Below are 22,098 nucleotides of genomic sequence, written 5' to 3'. Positions count from 1 at the left end.
CGGGCGAATCCGCCGCGCCGCGGTCCGATCGCACCGCCGGTCGAGCCTCGAAGGCCGACCCTGAGGCGAGCGCGGAAAACGAAATCTCGCTCTCCGTCCCAACGGTGAAGGACGGCGGCGCCCCCGCGGCGGCCTCCGGTGCTATTCCAGAACGGACAAGTCCCGCCACCTCGGGCGTTTCGAGCCTCGTCTCCGCTGGGCCGGCATCCTTTTTATAGAGAGTCGCATCGTCGAAGCTCACCCTCCGGAACCGCCGAACAAGCGTGTCCGAGACCTCGCTCGGGCTGGTGATCAACCAGCCGCCGTCCACCAGAGCGCGGTGGAGCCTGTCGAGCACGCTCCTCGCCTTCTCGGCGGCGAAGTACATGAGGACGTTGCGGCACAGGACGAGATCCATGGCGTTGGTGTTGGTCAGGAGCGACGGATACTGGTCCTCGGCGAGATTGAGGTAAGAAAAAACGACCATTTCCCGGACCTCCGGGCCGATCTCGTACAGGCCCTCCCGCCGCCGGCGGAAATAGTGCTCTTTGAGCCAGCGCGGCGCGTCCCGAAACGACCATTCGCTGTAGACGCCGCGCCGCGCCTTTTCCAGAAACGAGGGGTTGATATCGGTCGCCAGGATGGTCACGTGCCAGTCGGCCAGGTCGGGGAGCGACCGGCGAAGCAGGATCGCCACGGAGTACGGCTCCTCTCCCGTGGCGCATCCGGCGCTCCAGATGCGCAGCCGTTTCTGGTCGCGCGAGCGGATCAGCTCCGGAAGGACGTGCCGCTCCAGGGTTTCGAAGATTTTCTTGTCGCGAAAGAAATAGGTCTCCCCGACCGAAAGATGGCGCGCCAGCAGCTCGATCTGCGTTCTTTTCCACGGCGACGAAAGCAGCTCTTGGAGGCAGGCTTCCGTGCTCGAATAGCCTGCCTCCCGCGCGGCGGACTCCATCGCGCGTTCGAGGTCGCTCACGCGCTCCGCCGAAAAGTGGATTCCCATTCGCTCGGCGAGCAGCTCGCGCAGGCGCGCGAGCATTGCAGGGGGGAGGCGCTCAGCCATGGCTCGCTTCCGATCCCGGCCGCCCAAGCGCTTCGTCCAGCCGCCGCTCTTCGTCGGCGGAGAGAAATCGATCGAGATCGTGGATGAGCGCGAGGCCGTCGGGAAGCTGCACCACTCCCTGGACCAGCTCCAGCCCGGAAAGGATCGTCTTCGCCGCCACGATCTCCTCCGGGCTCGTTTCCAGGACTCCGGCGACGCCGTCGACGAGGAGCGCCACGCTTCTCTTCGATGCGCGGGCGAGGATCAGCCGGTCGCCGAGCTCCACATCCCGTTTCGGCAGGCGAAAGCGCTCGCGCGGGTCGAAGACCGCAACGATCTCGCCGCGCACGTCGATCAACCCGAGGACGACTGCCGGCGCTTCGGGCAGCGGGGTGATCCCGACCGCGCGAACGACCTCTCGAACCGCTTCCAGCGGCAGGGCGTACTTGCGATCATCCAGGGTAAAGAGCAGCAGGCGAACGGGAGACGCGTCGGGCTTTTCCGGGAAACTCATCGTTTTTGGATCCGTGCGGCGGCAAAGTCTCTGGCCGGGAGCGCGGGCATGGTTCACCAGCAGCCTTCATGCCAGCGGCACGGCGGTGCAAATTGCTGTTTTTCTTTGTCGAATCTTCCGGGAAAAGCCGACAACGCTCTCATGGATGAACAAGAATGCACAGAAATGAACAAAAAAACGCATGCGCCGCCGGCCCTGCATTTTCGCTTCCGCTTTCCCGGAATTCGACGACGACCTTCGAGCATCGACGGCGGGCGCGTGCGGGATCGTTTTTCTGACGAACTCAGCGCGCCGCCGAGAGCGCCGATCCCCGGCCGCGTCCCGCGAAACGACAAAAGAATAGAAGATGGAGAAGATAGACGGTATCGGGTGAAGACCTTAGAGCGGCCCGGGCCAATACCGTAGAGGCGGGACGGGCAGGGAGCCTAAGGCTGGATCAGGCCGATCTTGATCGCGTGCCGCACCAGGCCGGCGGTGTCGTGGATGTCGAGCTTGACCATGAGATTGTGACGGTGGGTTTCGACCGTCTTGACGCTCATTCCGAGCTGGCGCGAGATCTCCTTGTTGGTCTTCCCCTCGGCGATGAGCTGGAGAACCTCGCGTTCGCGCTGGGTCAGCGGGTCGGTGACTGCCGGTCCCGCCGCCAGCGCGGCGCGGACGACGCTTTCGGAGATCGACGGGCTGAGATACATCTTGCCATTCAGCGCCGCGCGGATAGCCTCGACCAGCTCGGACGCCGCCTGCGTCTTCAAAACGTAACCCTTGACGCCGGAACGCAACGCTTCCATGACATACTGCTCTTCCTTGTACATCGTCAGGAGGATGGTCTTGGTCTGCGGCGATACCGTCCGGATCTGGCGCGCGGCGTCGATGCCGTTCAGCAGGGGCATCGAAATATCGATCAGGGCCACGTCGGGGTGAAGCCGGTGCGCCGCCTCGATCGCCTGTCGGCCGTCGGAAACTTCCGCCGCGATCTCGAAGCCCTCCTGGACGAGGAGGTTCTTGAGCCCCTCGCGCACGACCAGGTGATCGTCAGCGAGCAGCACCCGGTGCGCCATTGAATTTCTCCTGTGGAATCGTGATGAGAAGCTTGGTGCCCGCGCCGGGACAGGAGAACACCTGCAGGCTGCCGCTGAAGATCTCGAGCCTCTCCCGGATCCCGGCCAGCCCCAGGCCCCAGCGGCCGCCGGAGCTTTGCCCGGCGCCACTGGCGTCGAACCCCACTCCGTTGTCCTGGACGGAGCACTGGATCCACCCTTCGTCTTCGATCAGCCGCACGTGAACCCGGGTGGCGCCCGAATGTTTCGCCGCGTTGTTCAGCGCTTCCTGGACGGCGCGGTAGAGCGTCAGCTCGAGAAGGGGCGAGAAACGTCCGTTGGTCAAGCCTTCGACGGCGATGTCGATGCCCGAGCGGCGCGAGATCTGCTGGGCGAGAAATTCCAGGCCCGGCAGCAGGCCGAGATGGTCGAGAATGGTCGGGTGCAGCTCGTGGGAAAGGTCCCGCAAGCGCTCCTCGACCTGATCGAGAGTGGCTTTGATTCGCCGGATTGGAGCGGCGGCATCCGGCAGCCGCCGGGCGAGCTCGTCCAGCGCGATATACACCGTGGCGAGCAGCTGGCCCGACTCGTCGTGCAGCACGGAGGCGATGCGCCGGGCTTCCTCGTCACGCGCGCTGATCAGCCCGGCGATCAACGCGCGGATTTGTTTCTCGTTCTCGGCCAGTTCCTGCGACAGCCGGAGGCTGTTTTCGTAGAGGCGCGAGTTGTGGATGGCGATGCTCGCCAGGTCGGCCAGCGCCCGCATGAAGGCGATCTCCTGCTCGGTGAAATCGTGTTCCTCCCGGGTGAAGACCGACAGCAGCCCGAAGACTTCTCCCCGAAAAGTGAGCGGAACGCCGAGCTGCGAGACCAGTCCCTGGTCGCGATAGAATTCCTTGCGCCGGACCCGCGGGTCGGTCTGGGTGTTGGATACTACGAAAGGCTTTCCGGATTGCAGCAGGGCGCGCATGCGGGGACCCGGGGAGCGTCCGGAAATCTCCTGCCATTTCTTGTGGTCGATGTTGCGGCAGGCGAGCCGCTCGACCGCGCCCGTCGACGGGTCGACCAGCCGGATATGAGAGGCGGCGTAGGGCAACAGCCCGTCGATCTTCTCGAGCAACAGATCCAGGATCCTCGGCAGCTCCAGCGTCGAAGTGATCGCCACGTTGATGTCGTGCAGGGCGCGGATCTCGTTCTCCGCCCGCCTGAGGTGACCGATGTCGCGCGTGATCGACGCGGCGCCGACCACGTTCCCGCGATCGTCGATGATCGGCGAGACGGAGACGGAGACCTGGATCCTGGCGCCGTCCTTTCTCAGCCGGACCGTCTCGTAGTTGCGGATCCGCTCCCCCCGCCGGATGCGCTCGAAGTTCTCGGCGCTCCGGCCGAGCTCCTCCGGGGGCATCAGCACGGTGATCGGACGGCCGATCATCTCCTCCGCCGAATAGCCGTAGAGGAGCTCCGCGCCGCGGTTCCAGCTCGTGACCAGACCGTCGAGCGTGCGGCTGATGATCGCGTCGCTGGAAGACTCGACGATTGCCGCAAGCTGCGCCCGGGTCCGCTCCGCCTGAGTTCGCTCCGTTTCGCGCTGCTGCAGCATCTTCGCCATCTGATCGAAGGCGCCGCCGAGCTGCCCGATCTCGTCATACGGGTACGCGATCCCGGTCCGGACCATAAGGTCTCCGGCCGCCAGACGCCTGGTAGCGGCGGTCAGCGTGCGGACCCGCTTCAATACGCACGTCTCGGTGCCCGCCCATGCCAGCGCCAGCACCAGCACGGTGACGGCGCTGATCCACAGCAGGCTCCGGCGGAAAACCGCTTGCGCCTCCCGATAGGCGGCGTGCCTGGGAGTGCCGACGACGAGCGTCGCCACGTTGGCGCTCGCTTCGTCGCCGAGGGGCGCGAACGCGTAAACCCGGGTCAAGCCGTCGGGGTCGGCGTGCTCCACGGGTTCCGACAGCCCCTGCCGCGCCGTCACGGCGGCGGCCAGCGGATGGGTCTTCCCCACCCAACGCGGGCCGTCGGGCCGCTGGGCCAGAACCGAGCCTTTGTGATCGACGATGGCGAAGACGGAGTCCTCCGGCAACGGAGACCTGGCCAGGAGATCGCTCAACCGGGCGAGATCGAGGGAAAGCGCGAGAATCCCCGTGGCCCGGGCGCTGTCGTCGAGAACCGAGGAGGCGAAGATCACGAGCGGCTGTTCGCTCGCGCGCCCCTCGAGATAGCCGCTGCTGCTGAATGCCCGGCCGGCCAGCGCCTCCCGGAACCACTCGCTCTCCGGGAGGTTCGGCTGCAACGGCCACGAGCCGCAGCGCACGCGCCCATCGAATTCGAAGACGGCGATGTGGTCGAACTCGGGAAACCGGTCGGCGGCAGCCTCCAGGAGATCTCCGCAAACCGGCTTGTCCTCGAGAGGCACCCTGGCGAGAATCTCGAGGAGCATTCGCGCCGTGCGGACGAACTGACCGTAGTTGTCGGCGGCGAGGCCCGCCATCCGGACGACGGTCCGGCGGGAGGATTCGGCGGCCAGGCGGCTTTCACGCAGGGCGTGATAGAAAAGGAGCCCGATGGCCGGCAGGACCGCCAGGACGATCAGCGATAAAAGGCGCTGCCGGAGGCTGAAAGATACCCGCATGGGCGATGACAAGAAGCTCTCGGGCGGACGCTGGAGCCGCGGCGCGTCAGCTGTCCTGCGCGGCCTTGTCGATCCCCAGGTTCTGCATCTTGTACGAGAGGATGCGGCGGGTCACGCCCAGGGAAACCGCGGCGCGCGTCTTGTTCCAGTCGAATTTCTCGAGGGCGGCCAGAATCATCGCGCGCTCGAACTGCTCGACCGCCTCGATCAATCCCTTGCCTTCCGTATAGCCGCCGCCGGTCGGGGGCGGGGCCTTGGTGATTCGCAGGACCGCAGGGGGAAGATGCGTGGGCTGGATCTCTTCCTCGTCGCAGATCGTCACCGCCCGCTCGATGGCGTTCTGCAGCTCGCGGACGTTGCCCGGCCAGTCGTGCTGGGCGAGCGCCATGATTGCCGCGTCGGAGATCGCCCGGGCAGGATGTTTCCCCGACCGGCTCGCGACCGCGAGGAAATGGCGCGCCAGCTCCGGAATGTCCTCCTTGCGCTCGCGCAGCGGCGGCACGTCGATGACGATCATGTTGATGCGGTAGTAGAGATCGAGCCGGAACGCGTTCTTCTGCACCAGGGCTTCCAGGTTGTGGTTGGTGGCGCAGATCACGCGCACGTCCACGTTGATCTTGTCCTCGCCGCCGACCCGCTGGAAGGAGCGCTCCTGGAGAACCCGGAGCATCTTCGCCTGCGTCGGCAGCGGCATGTCGCCGATCTCGTCGAGAAACAGCGAGCCGCCGTGCGCCTGCTCGAACTTGCCCCGGCGCCGCGAGATCGCGCTCGTGAAGGCGCCGCGTTCGTGGCCGAAAAGCTCGCTTTCGATCAGCGTCTCGGTGAGCGCCGCGCAGTTGACGTCGACGAAGGGCCTGGCCGACCGGGAGCTGGCGTAGTGCAGGGCTTTGGCGACCAGCTCCTTGCCCGTGCCGCTCTCGCCGACGATCAGGACCGTGGCGTCGCTGGGGGCTGCCTGGCGAATGAGGTCGCGGACCTTCTGCATGCCTGCGGAGCTCCCGATCAGGTGCTCCAGCCGGTAGGCTTCCCTCACCTCGGAGCGCAGCGAGTTCAGGTCCTGCTGCTGCTGGCGGATTTTCAAGGCGTTGCCGAGGGACACGATCAGCCGCTGGTGGTCGATCGGCTTGGTCAGGTAGTCGGTGGCGCCGCCCTTGAGCGCCTTGACCGCGTCGTCGACCGAGCTGGAGGCGGTGAGCACGATCACGGGAGATTCGGGCAAGCGCAGCCTCGCCTTGGCGAGAAGGTCGAGACCGGACGCATCGGGCAGGTGCAGATCGATGAGCAACAGATCGGGTTTTTCATCGGAAAGGGCGCGGAGAAAGCCCTGACCGGTCCCGACCACGGTGACCGAGTAGCCTTCGGGCTCGACGATGGATTGAACCAGACGACCGGAGAGGGGGTCGTCCTCGGCGTAGAGAATGTGAACGGCTGCTGCTCGGGTTGAAGCCCCAGCCATACCTGGATAAATAACCGAGGGCGGCATCGAGGTCAAGCGCGGTAGATCGCGCCACATGGCAAAGAAAACCAACGTGGAGCATGAAGTTTCGGTGCTTTCTGTGATAACAAGGAACCGATGATCTCGTTGCGCGCGCTCAACCGTGAAATCGTCGGCTGCCGCAAGTGCCCGCGGCTGGTGCGCTGGCGCGAGCAGGTCGGAAAGAACCCCCCGCGGCGCTACCGGGGCACGATCTACTGGGCCAGGCCGCTGCCGGGCTTCGGCGATCCCCGCGCGCGGCTGCTGGTGGTCGGGCTTGCGCCCGCCGCTCACGGCGGCAACCGCACCGGGCGGATCTTCACCGGAGACCGGAGCGGCGACTGGCTCTACGAGGCGCTCTACCATGCAGGCTTCGCCAACCAGCCCCGCTCGGAGCACCGCGGCGACGGGCTGAAGCTCCGCGACTGCTACATCACGGCCGCGGTGCGCTGCGCGCCTCCCGCGAACAAGCCTTCTCCCGCGGAGTTCAGGAACTGCCGTCCGTATCTGGTGCGCGAGCTGAAGGCCTTTCGCGACCTTCGGGTCGTCGTCGCTCTGGGGAAGATCGCGTTCGATTCCTTTCTCGCGGCGTTCCGCGAAGCCGGTGGAGAGGTGCCGCGGCCGCGGCCCCGGTTCGGCCACGGCAGCCGGACGGTGCTGCCGGGAGGCGTCACGCTGTTGGGCTCGTATCATCCGAGCCAGCAGAACACGTTCACCGGCAGGCTCACGCGCGAGATGCTCGCGGAGGTCTTCGCCGAGGCGAGGAAAGCGATCGCAAAGGAACCCGGGCGGCGAGGGCGTGAAAAGGAGACTGAAGTCGCCCGCCGGCGCGGCCTTTGATTCGAAGAGGGCGGAGAGCGAAGATGGCGGTAGTCCCGGGTGCCGGCAGATTGGTGTTTCGTCTCGAAACCGGATTCCGCGGTTGCAATGGACGGGACGCGACGGGCAATCCCTCGCGCAACCGGGGTTGCAAAACACCCCCGCGGTTCCGAAGACGTGAGAGGCTCATCATGAATCACGACATCGCTCCGGAAGCCCGTGACCTCGCCGCCGAGTTGCAGAAACGGATCGAGGGCGAGGTGCGGTTCGACCGCTACACGCGGCTGTTGTATTCCACGGACGCGTCGATCTACCAGATCGAGCCGATCGGCGTCATCGTGCCGCGTCACAAGGGGGACGTTCAGGCGGCGATCGAGGTCGCGAACCGCTTCAAGGCGCCGCTGCTGCCCCGGGGCGGCGGCACGTCGCTCGCGGGCCAGACGGTCGGCCGCGCTCTGGTGCTCGATTTCTCCAAGTACATGAATCGCGTGCTCGAGGTGAATCGCGAAGAGCTGTGGTGCCGCGTCCAGCCGGGCCTGGTGCAGGACGAGCTCAATGCCCACGTCCGTCCCATGGGGCTGCAGTTCGGCCCGGATACGTCCACGGCCAACCGCGCGACGATCGGCGGGATGATCGGCAACAACTCGGCCGGGGCCCACTCGCTCGCCTACGGGAAGACCCTGGACCACGTTCTCGAGCTGACGGTCCTGCTGGCGGACGGGAGCGAGGTCGTGCTCGAGGATCTCGCCGGCGAGGAGGTGGAACGGAAGAGCCGCCTGGATACCCCGGAAGGAAGGATCTATCGCGAGATCGCCCGCATCGCCCGGGAGCACAGGCAGGAGATCGTGGCGCGCTACCCCAGGATCATGCGGCGCGTCTCGGGTTACAACCTCGATGAATTCGTCAAGCCGCAGCCGTTCAACCTCTCGCGCATCGTGGTCGGGTCCGAGGGAACGCTCGGCACGGTGGTCGAGGCGAAGATGCGGCTCGTGCCGAAGCCCAAATGGACGGCGATGGCCGTCATTCACTTCCACAGCGACCAGGAGGCGCTGGAATGTTCGCAGGCGATCCTGCAGACCCGGCCCTACGCCATGGAGTCGACGGACCGGATGGTGCTGAGTCTCGCGCGCGGGAACATCGAGCAATCGAGAAAGCTCTGGTTCGTGCAGGGCGATCCCGACTCGCTGCTGATGGTCGAGTACGCCGGAGAGAGCGAGCGCGAGGTGAGGGAGCAGGTGGAGCGACTGGAGGAGCTGCGGCGCCGGGAGCGGATCGGCTACGCCGCCACCCTGGCGTTCAAGCCGGAAGAGGTCAAGGCGATCTGGGGGGTGAGAAAGGCCGGGCTCGGGCTCCTGCTCGGCATCAAGGGAGACAAGAAGCCGATCGCCTTCGTCGAGGATACCGCGGTGGAGCCGGCCAGGCTTCCGGAGTTCATCCGGAGGTTCCGCAAGATCATCGAGGATCACGACGCGGTCGCCGGGTACTACGGCCACTGCTCGGTCGGTTGCATGCACATCCGGCCGCTGATCGATCTCAAGCGTCCCGAGGGCGTGCGCAAGATGGTGTCGATCGCCAACGCCGTCCTCGATCTCGTGCTCGAGTTCGACGGCGCGCTGTCGGGCGAGCACGGCGACGGCCTGGCGCGCAGCCACTTCAACGAGAAGCTGTTCGGCCCCACCCTGTACCAGGCCTTCCGCGAGGTCAAACGGGCTTTCGATCCCGACAACCTGATGAATCCGGGGAAGATTGTCGACGCGCCGGCGATGACGGAATCGCTCAGGATCAGCCCCGAGTACCGCACGTGGGAGCCGGACACGACGCTCGATTTCAGCGGTCAGGGGGGATTCGCCCGCGCGGTCGAGATGTGCAGCGGCATGGGCGAGTGCCGGAAGAAGCTGGAAGGGACCATGTGCCCCTCGTACATGGCGACGCTGGACGAGGAGCATTCGACGCGCGGGCGGGCCAACGCGCTGCGATCGGTGCTGTCGGGCAAGGTGCCGAAGGAGGATTTTACCGGCGAGCGGCTCCACCAGGTGCTCGATCTCTGCCTGGAGTGCAAGGCGTGCAAGGCCGAGTGCCCGTCCAACGTCGACATGGCGAAGCTCAAGTACGAGTTCCTGGACCATTATCACCGCGCCAACGGCCTGCCGCTGCGCAACCGCGTGTTCGGGGCCGTCGAGCGGATCAACCGCATCGGCTCCCGGTTCGCGCCGGTGTCGAACTGGATCGCGCGCTCGCGCTGGAACCGCTGGCTGCTGGAGAAATGGGCGGGCATCGACCGCCGCCGGCCGCTGCCGGAGTTCGCGCGCGAGAGCTTCGAGGACTGGTTCGGCGCTCACGCGCCGGAAGGAGACGGCTCGAAGGGCGAGGTCGTGCTCTTCCATGACACCTTCAACAACTTCAACACGCCCGACGTCGCGATCGCGGCGGCGCGCTTTCTGGAGCGGGCCGGCTACCGGCTGGTGCGCGTGGAGAAGCGGTGCTGCGGCCGGCCGATGATCTCCAAAGGGATGCTGCGCGCCGCGCGCGACCACGCGATCTGGAACGTGGACCGCCTGGCGGAGTTCGCGGGGAGCGGCGCGGCGATCGTGGGGCTGGAGCCCTCGTGCCTGCTGACCCTCAGGGACGAGTACCCGGAGCTCGTGCGAACGCCCGAGGCCCGGCGGGTCGCCGACAACAGCTTTCTGCTGGAGGAGTTCGTCGTGCGCGAGCGCGACGCGGGCCGGCTGTCGCTTCGGTTCGCCGGCGGCGGCCGCAAGGCGTTGCTTCACGGCCACTGCCACCAGCGGGCGCTCGCCGGCACGGGGGCGACGGTGGCGGCGCTGCGCTGGGCCGGTTACGAGGTCAGCGAGGTGGACTCCGGCTGCTGCGGCATGGCGGGGTCGTTCGGGTTCGAGAAAGAGCACTACGATCTCTCGATCGCGATCGGGAGGCGCCGCCTCGCCCCGGCGGTCGAGGCGGCGCCTCCCGAGGTCGAGATCGTCGCGCCGGGCATTTCCTGCCGCCAGCAAATCGACCATCTGACCGGGCGGAAGGCGAGGCACCCGGCAGAGCTCCTCTGGGAAGCGCTCGCGGACGAGAGGCCGGCGGGACGTTGACGGGCGGTTGGCCGCGGCTCGGAGGTCAGCAGACCGGGAGCCGGAAACGGCAGCGCTGCGGTGGATCAGGCAAGGGAAAAGGTACGGGCGTGGGCGGAAAGGCACCGCCACGCGGTGCTCTACGACGACGACGCCTCGGTGCTGCTCGACGTCGCCTCCGGGAAGAGTATCGCGCTTCGGTGGAGCGAGCTGAAGGCCTTCGAGGAGAAAATTCACCCCGAAACCGGCGACGCGTATCTCGTCCTGCTGTTCGAGGGCGGCCGCCAGATCGCTCTGGCCGATCCCGGCGGGATTGCGTTTCCGCCGTCCACCGCCAACACCGGGCCTTTGCAGGCGCTGCCGCCGGCGGTTTGCCTGAAGGATTTTTTCACCTTGAAGGGCCGCATCGAGCATTACCTGCGCGACCACCGCGACGAGCCGCCGCCGCGCGAATGCCTGGACATGATGATGATCTGCATCGCGACGCTCGACGGGGCGCGGGCGGCCGGCTTCGACGTGTCCGATCTGGAGGGCGAGCTGGAAAAGACGCTGCGCGAGCTGGAGAAAAGAACATGAGCGGCCCCGCAATCGTTCAGATCGTTCAAAAGTTCGAAGGTTCCGGGTTCAACGTGGAGCAGGACCGGGGAACCGGAAAGCTGAAACCGTAGGTAGCATGGGAAGAGTCAGCGGCCTGCGTTGTCCCAGATGCGGCAGCGAGCCCTCGGCGCCGGCGGCCTTTCGTTGCCCTGCGTGCAACACGGTGCTCGAGGTGCGGCTCGAGATCGGCCATCTGGCGGCTTCGGGGACGAGCGCTTTTCGGCAAAGCTTGGAGCGCACGATCTGGCGCTGGTTCGATTTCTTTCCCGTCGAGCGGCGGGAGTCGGTCGTGTCGCTGGGGGAGGGAATGACGCCGCTGCTCCACGCGCGCCGTCTGGGGGAGCGGATCGGCCTCGAGCGTCTTTACCTGAAGAACGACACGGTGCTCCCCACGGGGTCGCTCAAGGACCGGAGCAACAGCGTCGGCATCTCGCGCGGGAAAGAGCTCGGCTTCGCGACCGCCGCGGTGATGTCGACCGGCAACGCCGCCGCGTCGGTCGCGGCGTACGCGGCCGCCGCCGGGATGAAGAGCGTGGTGATGGTGCCGGCGGGGACGGCGCCCGCGAAGATCGTCCAGGCGCGGGCGTACGGCGCGACGGTGATCGTGGTCGACGGAGACTTCGACATGGAGGTGGCCGGGCTTTACAGGGCCGCCCTGCGCGAGTTCGGCTGGTACGATTGCCTGTCGTCCAATCCGTACCGGGACGAAGGCAAGAAATCCTACGCCTACGAGCTCGTCGATCAGCTCGACGGCGAGGTTCCCGACTGGCTGATCCATCCGACGGCGGGAGGGACGGGCCTTTACGCCGCCTGGAAGGGATTCAACGAGTACCTGTCTCTGGGCTGGATCGCGCGCGCTCCGCGGCTCGTCGCGGCACAGAGCGCGGCGGCGGCCCCGATCGTCGCGGCCTTCGAGCGCGGCCTGGCGGACGTCGAGCCGGTGGCGGCGCGGCCGACGGTCGCCGAAAGCATCCAGGTCGGCAACCCGGTCTCGCTCGGCTGGCGCGCGCTCGCGGCGATCCGCGAGTCGAACGGGACGGCGATCGCGCTGGCGGATCCGGAAATCCTGGAGGCGCAGCAGCTCGCCGGGCGGCTGGCCGGCGTTTTCGCCGAGCCCGCCGCGGCGACTTCCGTGGCGGCCGCCAGAAGGCTGCGCGAGCAGGGGGTGATCCGAAGCGATGAAGTCGTGGTCTGCAACATCACCGGCCACGGGCTCAAGCAGCCCGAAGCGGTCGCTCTGCCGGAGGAGGAGTTGCGGCCGATCCGCCCGTCGCTTGCGGCGCTCCGCGAGCGGCTCGAGAGGGAAAGCGGATGAGGCTGCCGCCGGGCGGCCCGGCTCCGCCGAAACGTAGCGTCCCGGCGCGACGCCGTCACACCGCGACGCCGTGCTCGCGGTACCAGCGCTCGGCGCCGGGATGGAGCGGAACGTCACGGGGAGTGGCGTCGGTATCCCGCCCGAGCTGGTCGATCCCGGCGTAGCTGCTTTCCCAGTAGATCTGGTCCTTGCGCGCCATGATCGCGTCGCAGATCTTGTAGGCGTCGTCGTCGGGCAGCGCCGCGCGCGTGTAGAGCGGCCAGCCGCTGTAATCGATGCAGGTGTGCTCCTGCGTGAGGTTCTTGTAGCGGCCCGGCCTGATCGTGTACTTGCGCCAGCCGAGGTCGAGCAGACGCCTGAAGGCGAAGTCGTCGAGCGTCACCGGCTGCATGCCGCACGCGAGCGCCTCGTCCAGCCAGAGCACCAGCCCTTCGTCGAAGATCGCGTCGATCGTCCCCTCGCCCAGAGCCTTCATCCGCCGCGCGTCGCCGGGCCCGCCGTTCAGCTGCAGGCTTCCGCCCCAGGACTCGATGTCCTGGAGCGTCATGTCGTACGCCGCGAGCGTCTGATCGAGGAGCACGCGTGTCGAGTGGGTGGCGTCCTCGCGGATCGAGAGCCGCAGCGGGTACCTCTTCTCCTTGATCTCGGCGAGCGAGCGGAGGCCGGTCCGCGGATGAATCGCGAAAACGAAGTGGTCGAGCGAAGGGTAGACGGCGAGAATGCGCACGGGCAGCGGCTCGGGAAACAGGCCCGTGCCGCGATAGGCCTGAGTGAGGAGGCCGGAGGGATTGATCATGGCCGCCTCCAGCTCGCCGCGACAGACGGCGTGCGCCAGGATGGGGGAGCCGGTGGACATCCGCAGCCACGGCTTGAAGCTTTCGTGCGAGCCGCTGCCGACGCAAATGCACATATCGCGCGGGCCGTAGTAAGGGGTGAGCGGGTTGCCGGCGATGTGCAGGCCGATTTCCCAGAGCATCAAAGCCCGTTGAAAGTTCGCGCCTTTAGGAAGCGGTTCCATGATCGACCTCCGGAGTCGCCGCCCGCCGGTCGGCCGTCCGGGCCGTTCCGGTCGTTCGGTTCCGCTACCTTACGGGGCTGCCGGCGGCGCTGTCAATAGGGAGGGGAAAAAACGCGGCGCCGTGCCGCTCCGGCGGCGCTTGAGTTTTGCGTGCGCCTGATAGAAAAGCGTTGGTGAGAGTGAAGGGAGGAAAAGCAGGGAAAGAACCATCCTGCATCCGGCCATGTCCCGGCAGAGCACAACCCGGACGGAGCTTCTTCGCAGATACGGGCTGGTCGCGCTGGCCTTCCTGCACATCGGCGTCGGTCGTGGCCTTCACGGCACGTTCGGCGTGTTCTTCGTCGCGATGCTGGACGCCTTCGGCTGGTCGCGCGCCGCGACCGCCGGCGCGATCTCGCTCGCGATCGTCTTCGAAGGCGTCTGCCTCCCGTGGGCGGGCGGTCTCATCGACCGCTTCGGCGGGCGCAGGACTCTGGTCGCGGGCGGCGCGCTCCTGGCCGCGGGCCTTGCGCTCGCCTCGACGGTTTCGACGCTCGCGGAGTTCTATTTCTGGATCGGCATCGTGAGCGCGGCGGGCATCGCCCTGATCGGCATGGTGCCGCACGCGGCCGTCATCGCGCGCGAGTTTCCGCAGCGGCGGGGCACCGCTCTCGGGATCGCCTGGGCGGGCGGCGGCGTCGGCATCGTGCTGCTGGTGCCGCTGGCGCAACTGATGGTCGACCGCTGGGGCTGGTCGGCGGCCTATCTCGGGCTCGCGGCGGTTACGGCGCTGATCGTGATTCCGCCGGTGCCGTTTTTCCTGCCGCGCGGCTCGAATCCCGCCCCGGAGCGGGCGGCGGGGGCGGAAGCGGAGCCCAAGAGCGAGCGCGAAGACGAGTGGACGGTCAAGAGGGCGCTCACGAACTCCGCTTTCTGGCTCCTGTTCATCGCGCGGACGCTGGCCAGCATGGGCAACCAGATCGTCGTCACGCATCAAATCGCCCACGCCGTCGACGTCGGCTTCCCGAAGGTCTTCGCCGCGTCGATCTTCGGGTTGATGGGCGTCATCAGCATCGGGGGGAGAATCCTCTTCGGCTATCTCGCCGACGTCTTGAACCGCCAGATGGTCTTTACGTGGGTGCAGATCGTCTCGGCGGCGGGAATCGCCGCATTGCTGGCGATGCACGACGCCTCGGCCCCGTGGCTGCTCTATGCCTACGCGGTCTGCTACGGGCTGGGCCAGGGATCGCGCGCCCTCGTGCTGTCGGCGATCTCGGCCGATATCTTTCACGGCAGGCACTTCGGGGCGATCTTCGGCTATTTCACGTTCAGCATCGGGCTCGGCGGCGCGGCCGGCGCCTGGCTCGGAGGCTTTCTCTTCGACCTCACGCGCAGCTACGCCGTGGCGTTCTGGGTATCCCTTGCATGTTTGATCGTTTCCGTGTTTATCGTTTGGGCGAGCGCGCGCGTGGTGGAAGCGCAGACCTCCGGGGAAAGGACCTGAGATGATTCACCTTTACACATGGGGCACGCCCAACGGGAAGAAGGTTTCGATCATGCTCGAGGAGATCGGCATGCCTTACGAGGTGCATCCCGTCAACCTCGCGCAGGGAGAGCAGCTCAGGCCCGAGTATCTCGCGATCAATCCGAACAACAAGATTCCGGCGATCGTTGACAGCGACGGGCCGGGGGGCCGACCGATGACGCTGTTCGAATCGGGAGCCATTCTGATGTATCTCGCGGAGAAATCGGGGAAGCTGTGGCCGACCGATATGCGCCGCCGCTATCGAGTGGTCCAGTGGCTGATGTTCCAGATGGGAGGCGTCGGTCCGATCTTCGGCCAGGCGAACTACTTCTTTCGCGCAGCGGAGAAGGTGCCCGCGGCCATCGAGCGGTTTCACAGGGAGGCCCTCCGGCTCTACGGGGTGCTGGATCGACATCTGGCCGCGAACGAGTTTCTCGGCGACGAGTACTCGATCGCCGACATCGCGACCTACCCGTGGGTGTCGCGCCATCCGATCCACCAGGTGAAGCTCGAGGATTTTCCCAACGTGAAGCGATGGTTCGACGCCGTCGGCGCGCGCCCGGCGGTTCAGCGGGGAATGGAAGTCCCGAAGCTGTGAAGCGGAAACGAAAAGTGCCGGCGCATTATCCAGAGTTCAACGGGAAGGCAGGAAAACCGGAAACCGGAAAATAAAAAGGAGCTGACGATGGCCAGAGCGCAGAAAATCGAAAAGCCCCGCGCGGAATGGGGCTCCGACGTGATCGTGGACCTGTTGAAGGCGTTCGAGTTCGAGTACGTGGCGCTGAACCCGGGCGCGACTTTCCGCGGCTTGCACGATTCCCTCGTCAACTACGGCGGCAACCACGCGCCGGAGATCATCCTGTGCACGCACGAGGAGATCGCGGTCGCCCTGGCGCACGGCTATGCCCGCGCCAAGGGCAGGCCGATGGCCGCCGCCGTACACAACGTCGTCGGGCTGCAGCATGCGGCGATGGCCATCTACAACGCCTGGTGCGATCGCCTGCCCGTGATCGTCTTGGGGGGCACCGGGCCCATGGATACCGCCAACCGCCGTCCCTGGATCGACTGGGTCCATACGGCACTGGTTCAGGGGAACCTCGTCCGCGACTTCGTCAAATGGGACGATCAGCCGGCGAGCGTCGAAGCCATTCCCGATTCCTTCATTCGCGCCTACAGGCTCGCGACCACCGATCCCCAGGGGCCGGTCTATCTGTGCTACGACGGAGACGTGCAGGAAAAGCGGCTCGACGGCGAGATCACCTTCCCCTCCCTCGACCGCTACCCGGCGCCGCTGCCGCTCCAAGCGCCCGAGGAAGGCTTCGAAAAGACGGTGCGGATGCTCCTCGAGGCGAGGCGGCCGGTGATCGTTGCGGACTGGGTCGGGAGGCGGGAAGCGGGATTCAGGGCGCTGGGCGAGCTGGCGGAGCTGCTCGCCGCTCCTGTGCTCGATCAGTTCGGACGGTTCAATTTTCCCGTCCACAACCCGCTGAACCTCACCGGGCAGCACGAAAAGGTGATTCCGCAGGCGGACCTGCTCCTCGCGCTCGACGTTCCGGACCTGGAAGGGGCGATCACCAAGCGGGTTCAGGAAAAGGGAAACCGCAGGCCGTCGCCTCTGCTCGCGCCCGGAGCCAAGATCATCAACGTCGCGCTCGACGATCTCCTCGTGCGCGCCTGGTCCGCGGACTTCAACAAGCTGCGCGAAGCGGACCTGATGATCCTGGCCGACACCTCGGTTTTCCTTCCCGAGCTGGTGCGAAGGCTGAGGGCCGAAAAGGAACGGCTCGGAAAGTTGCAGGGGGAGATCGACCGGCGGCGCGCGGAGTGGGGGAAACTCTACGCCGAGAAGCGGGAGGCGCTCGAAAAGGAGAAATCCGCCAAGTGGGACGAAAGGCCGATCGCCATGACCCGCCTCTACGCCGAGCTGAGCGAAGCGCTCAAGGGCGAGGATTGGGTCCTGACCAACGGCAGCTCCCAGGGCAAGGAAAATCTGTACCTTCCGGCTACGAACTTCAACCAGATTCTGGGCAAATACAAGGGCGGCGGGCTGGGCTACGGCCTGCCGGCGTCGCTCGGCGCGGCGCTGGCCTGCAAGGGGTCCGGGAAATTTTGCGTCGACATTCAGCCCGACGGCGATCTGCTCTTCACCGTGAGCGGGCTTTGGACCGCGGTCCATCACAAGATCCCGTTGCTGGTCGTCGTCTGCAGCAACCGGTCCTATTTCAACGACGAGGAACACCAGGAACGGATCGCGATCGCACGCAACCGGCCGGTCGAGAACAAGACCGTCGGAATCCGCATCGAGGACCCCGAAGTCGACTTCGGCGCGATGGCGAGAACCTACGGGTGCTGGGGCGCCGGCCCGATCACGGAGCCCAGGGATCTGACCAAGACATTGCGCGAGGCTGTGAAGGTGGTGAAGGAAGGAAGGCCGGCGCTGGTCGATGTGGTTTGCCAGATGAGATAGTTTCCGGCTCCCGGTGAAAGAAACAGAAGCCGGAAACCGTCAAACCCCCAGCTGTCCCGCCAAGTCGAGGAAGTCGCGGGCAACGTAGTCGTAGCGACCCGGAGGGGGAAGAGAGGAAGGCCGGTCCGGGCCGTGCTCCAGCGGCCGGTGGACGAAAGCGGTCCTCAGCCCCTGTCCTTGCGCCCCTTGCAGATCGTGCTCGTGGGCGGCGACCAGCATCACCTGTCCGGGGGCGAGGTCGAACAGGCGCGGCACCATCAGATAGACCTCCGGGTGGGGCTTGTAGCGGCGGACGATCTCGGCCGACAGGATGCAGTCCCACGGCAGGCCGGCCAGCTTGGCCATTTCCGTGAGCAGTGAAATGTTGCCGTTGGAGAGCGTCGTGACGATGAACCGGCTCTTCAGCCGCACCAGGCCCGGTACGGCGTCCGGCCATGGTTTCAGCCGGTGCCAGACGCGGTTGAGATGCTCGACCTCGTCGTCGGCGAGCCCTTCGATGCCGAACCGTTCGATGAGAGCGCGCAGGGAAGAGCGGTGCAGATCGTCGAGTCTGGTCCACGGCAGCTCGCCGTCGGCGACGCGCTTGAGCGAGGGGTGGTAGGCCGCCCGCCAGGCGTCGGCGAACGCGGCCCAGTCGACGGACAGGCCCCGGCTTTTCCCGAGCCGCTCGCCCTCCGCGATGATGCTGGAGCGCCAGTCGACCACGGTTCCGAACACGTCGAACGCGAGGACTTTGATTTCGCCTGGGTCTGCCATCGGCTCTCGGGCGCCCCGACGGTTTCGGCGACAGGCGTGCCTTGCCGCCTCGGGACGACGAATGGATATTAGTCCAACGCCCGGCGGCGGGCAAACGCGGGGCTGTGCGTACCGGCGGCTTGACGGCGCGGCGAAAAAGACCAATGGTTAAGGAGCGCCGGGCGCGGGCTTCGCCGCGAAACGCGCCCGCTTTTTCTCCGGCGACGGACAACGACCCCTGAGCGAGGAGGAGAGGCCTTCGAGCCTCGCGGCACCATGCAAAACGACCAGCGTTCTCCGGCAGCTCTGCCGCCGTCCATCGAGCCCGCCGGTTTTTTCTCCGGCGTCAAGATCGTTCCGATCATCGCGGGGATCGTCGTCGACATCGTGGCGACCTACGTGCTTGCCGGGGCTTACCTTTTCTACGTCGTGGCCGAGAAGGCCGCCGAGAAGGGCGGATTTTCCGAAGAGGCGGCCGCGGAATTCTGGGCCACCCAGGAAGGTCTGATCGCCTCGCTGGTGATCGGCGCGCTCGGCACGGCGATCGGCGGCTACTATGCCGCGCGCAGGGCGGGCCAGCTCGAAATCAAGCACGGCGCCCTGGTGGGCGTCGGATCCATCCTGGTCGGCGCTCTGATGCAGCTCGCGGGCTTCGATCAATCGGATCTTCCCCAGTGGTACTCGACCCTCGCCTATCTCGCCGCAATTCCCGCCGGCGCCCTGGGCGGCTATGCCGCGGAAGGACTGAAAAGTTTCTATCCCCCGGGGGAGGGCACAGGGGGCGGCGCATGACGTCCGGGAACCTGCCCGACCTGATCCTGCGGCGCGCGGAGCCGGCCGACTTTCCGGCGATCCTGCGGCTGCAGTCGGCGAACTACGTCGAGAACCTCCCGCCGGAAGAGCGCGCCCAGGGGTTTCTCTCGGCCGAGTTCACGGAAGAGCAAATCGCGGCGATGGCGGCCGATCTGGGAATCGTCGTGGCCGTGGCTCCCGGGGGTCTCGCCGGCTACGTCTGCGCGTTTCGCAACGAATTCGATCACGGCTCGCCCGTGCTGGCGCGCATGTTCGAGTGCTACGATCGGGCCGAGCTGGAGGGAAAGTTGCTGCGCGATTATCGCACTTACGTCTACGGCCCGGTTTGCGTCGCCAGGGAGCACCGGGGCTCGGGGGTTTTACGCGCTCTCTACGAGGCGCAGAAGCGAGACCTCGCCGGTCGTTTCGACGTCGGCGTCGCCTTCGTCGCGCGCGACAATCCCCATTCGCTCGCCGCTCACCGCGCCGGTCTGGGGATGGCGGAGGTCGGCGGGTTCGAGGTCGGACCGAGGCGCTATGCGATCCTGGCGTTTCGCCTTCCGGCGCTTGCACAATCCCGTCCGGTCTCATAGAATCGGCGCGTCGCCCGCGGCGGAAACGGCCGCCGGGGCGAATAGAAAGGACGAGCAATGGATGCGGAAGCCAAAAAAACGGCGCTGAGAATGATCCCGTACGGGCTGTACGTCCTCACGGCGGAAAGCCCCGACGGAAGGGTGGCGGCCTCGACGGTCAACTGGGTGACGCAGACGGCGTTTCAACCGCCGCTGGTGGTGGTCGGAGTCAAGGCGGACTCCGGGGCGCACGCCATCATCAAGGAAACCGGGATCTTTGCGCTGAACGTCCTGGGCAAGGATCAAAAGAGCCAGGCGTTCACCTTTTTCAAGCCGCTCGAACGCGAGGGGAACCGGATCGGCGGAGAGCCGTTCCGGAAAGGGGTGCTGGGGGCTCCGATTCTCGAAAGCGCGCCGGCCTTCGTCGAGTGCCGGCTCGTCGAGACGGTGGAGCGGGGCGACCACTCGATCTTCGTCGGCGAGGTGCAGGATGCGGGCGTGCAGGCGCTGCCCGCGGGCCGCCCGGACGATCTTACGCTGACGCTCAAAGATCTCGGCGACAAGGTCTTCTACGGCGGCTGATCGATCCGGCCGGGCCTCGTTGCGGCCGAAGGAGAAAGAGATGGCGAAAATAAGGCACATCGCTTATCGCGCCGCCGACGTCGACGGCATGGCGAAGTTCTTCGTCGAGGCTCTCGGGATGACCCTCTGCCAGAAGCGGGCGAACAACGCCGTCGATCTGTCCGACGGCACGGTCAACATCACGGTCCTGCCGCTCGACGCCGGCCTGCGGGATGGGGAAACGAGGCGGGCCGGGATCGATCACATCGGATTCACTCCGGAGGACGACGGGGAGACGGCCTCGATGATGGAGGCGGCCGGCGCGAGGAAGGCCGGAACCGTCAACCTCGGTACGGCTTACTACGAGGACAAGTTCGTGGGGCCCGAGGGCATCGTCGTCGACGTCGGCCACTGGGTCGGGGCCGCCCCGGTGGAGAAGGAGAAGCGGTGACGTTCCTTACCGGATCATCAGCCGCTCGGCCTTGCCCGAGTAGTTGATGAAGACGGTTTTCAGCTCGGTGAAGAAGTTCAGCCCTTCTTCCGCCATCTCACGCTCGCCTACTCCCGTCGCCTTGGTGCCGCCGAACGGCAGCTGCGCCTCGCCGCCGATGGTCGGCTCGTTCACGTGGACCATTCCGGTCTCGACCTCCTCGACGAAGTTCATGATCGTATCGACGTTCTCGGTGAAGATCGAGGCGGTGAGGCCGTAGTCGACCGCGTTGGCGCAGGCCAGGGCTTCTTCGAGGTTCCGGGCGGCGGTAACGCAGAGCACGGGGCCGAAGATCTCCTCCTTGAAGATGCGCATCGCCGGCGCGACGTCGTCGAAGATCGTCGGCTCGACGAAGTAGCCCTTCGGCAGGTGCTCCGGCCTCTTGCCGCCGAGGACGAGCCGGGCTCCCTCGCGCCGGCCGATCTCGATGTAGTCGAGATCGGTCCGGTACTGCTTCGCGTCGACGGCCGGCCCCATGTCGACGTTCTCGTCCAGCCCGGGCCCGATCTTGATCGCGCGAGCGCCCTCGGCGAGGCGCTCGACCAGCCGTTGCTTGATCTCCGGCGCGGCGATGACGCGCGAGGTCGCCGTGCAGCGCTGTCCGGTCGAGCCGAAAGCCCCGCCGTGGATCGCGGCGGCCGCCTTGTCGAGATCGGCGTCCGGCATGACGATCACCGCGTTCTTGCCGCCCATTTCGCAGGTCACTTTGGCTCCCCGGCGCGCCGCCTTGGCGTAGAGGGCGGCTCCCACCTCGTTGGAGCCGGTGAACGAGATCGCGCGCAGGGCCGGCGAGCCGACCATCGCTTCGCCGACCACCGAGCCGGAGCCGACGACCATGTTGAACACGCCCGGCGGCACGCCGGCTTCCTCGTAGATCTCCGTCAGGAGCGCCGCGGTGGCGGGCGTCAGCTCCGCGGGCTTGAAAACCACCGTGTTTCCCGCGACCAGCGCGGGCGCGGACTTCCAGACGGGGATCGCCCACGGGAAATTCCAGGGAGAGATCAGCCCGACGGCGCCGAGCGGCCGGCGAATCGTGTAGGTGAAGCAGTCGCGGGCTTCCGAGGGAAGGGTCTTGCCGTGCATCCGGAAGCCCTCGCCCGCGTAGAACTCGAGGAGCGAGATCCCCTTCAGCACCTCGCCCCTGGCTTCCTTCAGAATCTTTCCTTCCTCGCGGGTGAGCACGCGCGCGATCTCGTCGGCGCGCCGGCGGGCGATGTCCGCGGCGCGCCAGAGCACGCGGCCGCGCTCCGGCCCCGGAGTCTTCTTCCATGGTCTCCAGGCGGCCTGAGCGGCCGCGACGGCGCGCTCGACGTCCTCGGCGGTGGCGGCCGGGAACTCGGCGATCACGTCGTCCGGGTCGGCCGGGTTGACGTTTCGAATCAGGCGCTCGCTTTTCGGATGAAACCACTTGCCGTCGATATACGAGCCTGTCCGCATGGCAAGTCTCCTGTCCGCACCGGAGCGTTCGGA

The 22,098-nt window shown here is 66.6% G+C and carries 19 protein-coding genes; 11 read left to right on the top strand and 8 right to left on the bottom strand.

Features of this window, described 5'->3' with window-relative positions; all coding sequences use genetic code 11:
* The 5 genes from VNN77_09855 to VNN77_09835 form a co-directional block, all read right to left on the bottom strand.
* Positions 1 to 1,042, bottom strand: a 1,042-nt coding sequence (locus tag VNN77_09855; GenBank protein HXG51695.1) for a protein-glutamate O-methyltransferase CheR, incomplete at its 3' end; no start/stop codon positions are given.
* Positions 1,035 to 1,535: a chemotaxis protein CheW gene (locus VNN77_09850; protein HXG51694.1), complete on the bottom strand. Its 501-nt coding sequence runs from the start codon at positions 1,533 to 1,535 to the stop codon at positions 1,035 to 1,037. The genes VNN77_09855 and VNN77_09850, both read right to left, overlap by 8 nt.
* 425 nt (positions 1,536 to 1,960) lie before the next feature.
* A complete protein-coding gene (locus VNN77_09845) occupies positions 1,961 to 2,593 on the bottom strand; it encodes a response regulator transcription factor (protein HXG51693.1) in 633 nt (210 codons plus the stop codon).
* The gene (locus tag VNN77_09840; protein ID HXG51692.1) at positions 2,568 to 5,219 is read right to left on the bottom strand and encodes a PAS domain S-box protein; all 2,652 of its coding nucleotides are present in this window, start codon (positions 5,217 to 5,219) and stop codon (positions 2,568 to 2,570) included. The genes VNN77_09845 and VNN77_09840 overlap by 26 nt, the downstream gene beginning before the upstream one ends.
* Positions 5,220 to 5,253: 34 nt before the next feature.
* The gene (locus VNN77_09835) at positions 5,254 to 6,663 is read right to left on the bottom strand and encodes a sigma-54 dependent transcriptional regulator (GenBank protein ID HXG51691.1); all 1,410 of its coding nucleotides are present in this window, start codon (positions 6,661 to 6,663) and stop codon (positions 5,254 to 5,256) included.
* Between the two features lie 117 nt (positions 6,664 to 6,780).
* Here VNN77_09835 and VNN77_09830 point away from each other — a divergent pair, with 117 nt between their 5' ends.
* From VNN77_09830 to VNN77_09815, 4 genes are all read left to right on the top strand, one after another.
* The gene (locus VNN77_09830) at positions 6,781 to 7,521 is read left to right on the top strand and encodes a uracil-DNA glycosylase (GenBank protein HXG51690.1); all 741 of its coding nucleotides are present in this window, start codon (positions 6,781 to 6,783) and stop codon (positions 7,519 to 7,521) included.
* A gap of 170 nt (positions 7,522 to 7,691) precedes the next feature.
* A complete protein-coding gene (locus VNN77_09825; protein ID HXG51689.1) occupies positions 7,692 to 10,598 on the top strand; it encodes an FAD-linked oxidase C-terminal domain-containing protein in 2,907 nt (968 codons plus the stop codon).
* A 60-nt stretch (positions 10,599 to 10,658) separates the two neighbouring features.
* Positions 10,659 to 11,153: a hypothetical protein gene (locus tag VNN77_09820; protein HXG51688.1), complete on the top strand. Its 495-nt coding sequence runs from the start codon at positions 10,659 to 10,661 to the stop codon at positions 11,151 to 11,153.
* Positions 11,154 to 11,250: 97 nt separating this feature from the next.
* Entirely contained in the window at positions 11,251 to 12,489 is a 1,239-nt protein-coding gene (locus VNN77_09815; GenBank protein HXG51687.1) for a threonine synthase, read from the top strand.
* 55 nt (positions 12,490 to 12,544) lie between these two features.
* Here VNN77_09815 and VNN77_09810 read toward each other — a convergent pair whose 3' ends face one another.
* Positions 12,545 to 13,507: a TAXI family TRAP transporter solute-binding subunit gene (locus VNN77_09810; protein HXG51686.1), complete on the bottom strand. Its 963-nt coding sequence runs from the start codon at positions 13,505 to 13,507 to the stop codon at positions 12,545 to 12,547.
* Between the two features lie 223 nt (positions 13,508 to 13,730).
* Between VNN77_09810 and VNN77_09805 the strand changes: the two genes are divergently transcribed.
* The 3 genes from VNN77_09805 to VNN77_09795 all read left to right on the top strand — a co-directional run bounded on the left by VNN77_09805 (position 13,731) and on the right by VNN77_09795 (position 17,478).
* The gene (locus VNN77_09805; GenBank protein ID HXG51685.1) at positions 13,731 to 14,990 is read left to right on the top strand and encodes an MFS transporter; all 1,260 of its coding nucleotides are present in this window, start codon (positions 13,731 to 13,733) and stop codon (positions 14,988 to 14,990) included.
* Position 14,991: 1 nt separating this feature from the next.
* Complete coding sequence (locus VNN77_09800; protein HXG51684.1) at positions 14,992 to 15,609, top strand: glutathione S-transferase N-terminal domain-containing protein; 618 nt, start codon at positions 14,992 to 14,994, stop codon at positions 15,607 to 15,609.
* Positions 15,610 to 15,696: 87 nt separating this feature from the next.
* Positions 15,697 to 17,478 carry a thiamine pyrophosphate-binding protein gene (locus VNN77_09795; GenBank protein ID HXG51683.1) on the top strand — a complete coding sequence of 594 codons (1,782 nt, stop codon included), beginning with the start codon at positions 15,697 to 15,699 and terminating at the stop codon, positions 17,476 to 17,478.
* A 39-nt stretch (positions 17,479 to 17,517) separates the two neighbouring features.
* Here VNN77_09795 and VNN77_09790 read toward each other — a convergent pair whose 3' ends face one another.
* A complete protein-coding gene (locus VNN77_09790; protein ID HXG51682.1) occupies positions 17,518 to 18,234 on the bottom strand; it encodes a haloacid dehalogenase type II in 717 nt (238 codons plus the stop codon).
* 255 nt (positions 18,235 to 18,489) lie between these two features.
* Here VNN77_09790 and VNN77_09785 point away from each other — a divergent pair, with 255 nt between their 5' ends.
* From VNN77_09785 to VNN77_09770, 4 genes are read left to right on the top strand one after another with little or no spacing between them, the layout of a single operon-like run.
* The gene (locus VNN77_09785; GenBank protein HXG51681.1) at positions 18,490 to 19,005 is read left to right on the top strand and encodes a TIGR04086 family membrane protein; all 516 of its coding nucleotides are present in this window, start codon (positions 18,490 to 18,492) and stop codon (positions 19,003 to 19,005) included.
* Positions 19,002 to 19,598 (top strand): GNAT family N-acetyltransferase, encoded by a 597-nt coding sequence (locus VNN77_09780; protein ID HXG51680.1) that lies wholly within the window; start codon positions 19,002 to 19,004, stop codon positions 19,596 to 19,598. The genes VNN77_09785 and VNN77_09780 overlap by 4 nt, the downstream gene beginning before the upstream one ends.
* Positions 19,599 to 19,655: 57 nt before the next feature.
* Complete coding sequence (locus tag VNN77_09775; GenBank protein HXG51679.1) at positions 19,656 to 20,159, top strand: flavin reductase family protein; 504 nt, start codon at positions 19,656 to 19,658, stop codon at positions 20,157 to 20,159.
* Positions 20,160 to 20,199: 40 nt separating this feature from the next.
* Positions 20,200 to 20,589, top strand: coding sequence for a VOC family protein (locus VNN77_09770; protein ID HXG51678.1), 390 nt, complete (start codon positions 20,200 to 20,202; stop codon positions 20,587 to 20,589).
* A 6-nt stretch (positions 20,590 to 20,595) separates the two neighbouring features.
* Here the strand turns inward: VNN77_09770 and VNN77_09765 are convergent, their stop codons facing one another.
* Positions 20,596 to 22,065 carry an aldehyde dehydrogenase family protein gene (locus tag VNN77_09765; GenBank protein HXG51677.1) on the bottom strand — a complete coding sequence of 490 codons (1,470 nt, stop codon included), beginning with the start codon at positions 22,063 to 22,065 and terminating at the stop codon, positions 20,596 to 20,598.
* Between the last annotated feature and the right edge of the window lie 33 nt (positions 22,066 to 22,098).

This window comes from Candidatus Zixiibacteriota bacterium (assembly GCA_035574315.1).
Classification (GTDB): domain Bacteria; phylum Desulfobacterota; class Binatia; order UBA9968; family UBA9968; genus DATLYW01.
Note: the sequence above shows the minus strand (reverse complement) of the source record. Positions and strands in the feature narration are given on the sequence as shown.